Raw genomic sequence first — 1,018 nt, forward strand, 5'->3', positions numbered from 1 at the left:
GCCCCGGCGACCCCGGCACGCCCCGGGGCGCCCCGGCCGCCCCCCGCGACGCACGCCGGCGGGGGCGCCGCGGTCCCCAGACCGTGTGCGGCGCCCCCGCCGGGTGGTGCTGTCGTGCGGGTGGTGCTGTCAGGTGCGGCTCAGAAGCGGACGTCCCGCAGGTAGCCGTAGCCGACGCGCGCGGTGGTCAGGGGGTCGACGTCGGGCTGGTCGTTCTCGACGATGTACTCCTTGACCGGGTGCGCGTCGAAGATCGACGGGAAGTCGACGAACCCCGTGCCGACGTCGGCGAAGACGTTGCCGGCGAAGGGCTCACGGCCGGGCTCGCGGTCCTTGACGTGGTACTGCAGCGTCTCCTGGGGGGCGGAGGCGATGACGTCGATGGCGTACTGCGACGCCGTCGCCTCGGTGGCCTCGCCGGTCTGGAGGCCGCCGGTGACCGCCCAGAACAGGTCGACCTCCAGGTGCACGGTCGCCGGGTCGAGCTCGCTGGTGAAGATCTCCCACGCAGTGGAGCCGTCGTCGAGGGTGACCGAGAACTCGTGCGCGTGGTTGTGGTAGCCGTAGTGCAGGCCGTAGCTGCGGGCGACCTCGGCCTCGACGTTCATCTGCTCCGCCCAGGTCCGCCACTGCGCCGCGGACTCCGAGTACAGGTACGGGACGTTGATGAAGCGCTGCCCGAGCGTGACGGCGTCCTCGAACTTGGCGTGCATCGACGCCTCGTCGCCGGAGATGCCGTCGTGGCTGGAGCTGGCCGCGATGCGGTTGTCCTGCAGCACCCGGCGGAAGTCCGCCGCGGAGTAGCCGTAGCGGCCGGCGAGCTCGACCTTGCGGTAGCCGTACGCCGACAGCGTCCCCAGCACGTCCTCGACGGTCTGGGCGTTGGTGATGCTGCGCAGCGTGTACATCTGGATGCTGATCTGGCCCGGGGGCACGCGGCGGCCGCGGCCCCGGGAGTGCTCGCCGCGCGCGGAGGAGGCCGAGGCCGGTGCGCCCGCGAGCGCGACCGCGCCGCCGG

The 1,018-nt window shown here is 73.0% G+C and carries 1 protein-coding gene; it reads right to left on the reverse strand.

Features of this window, described 5'->3' with window-relative positions; genetic code table 11:
• Positions 1-140: 140 nt before the first annotated feature.
• On the reverse strand, positions 141-1,018 hold an 878-nt coding region (locus WCS02_RS20575; RefSeq protein ID WP_340296179.1), incomplete at its 5' end, for a sugar phosphate isomerase/epimerase family protein.

Origin of the sequence: Aquipuribacter hungaricus (assembly GCF_037860755.1) — a bacterium.
GTDB lineage: Bacteria > Actinomycetota > Actinomycetes > Actinomycetales > JBBAYJ01 > Aquipuribacter > Aquipuribacter hungaricus.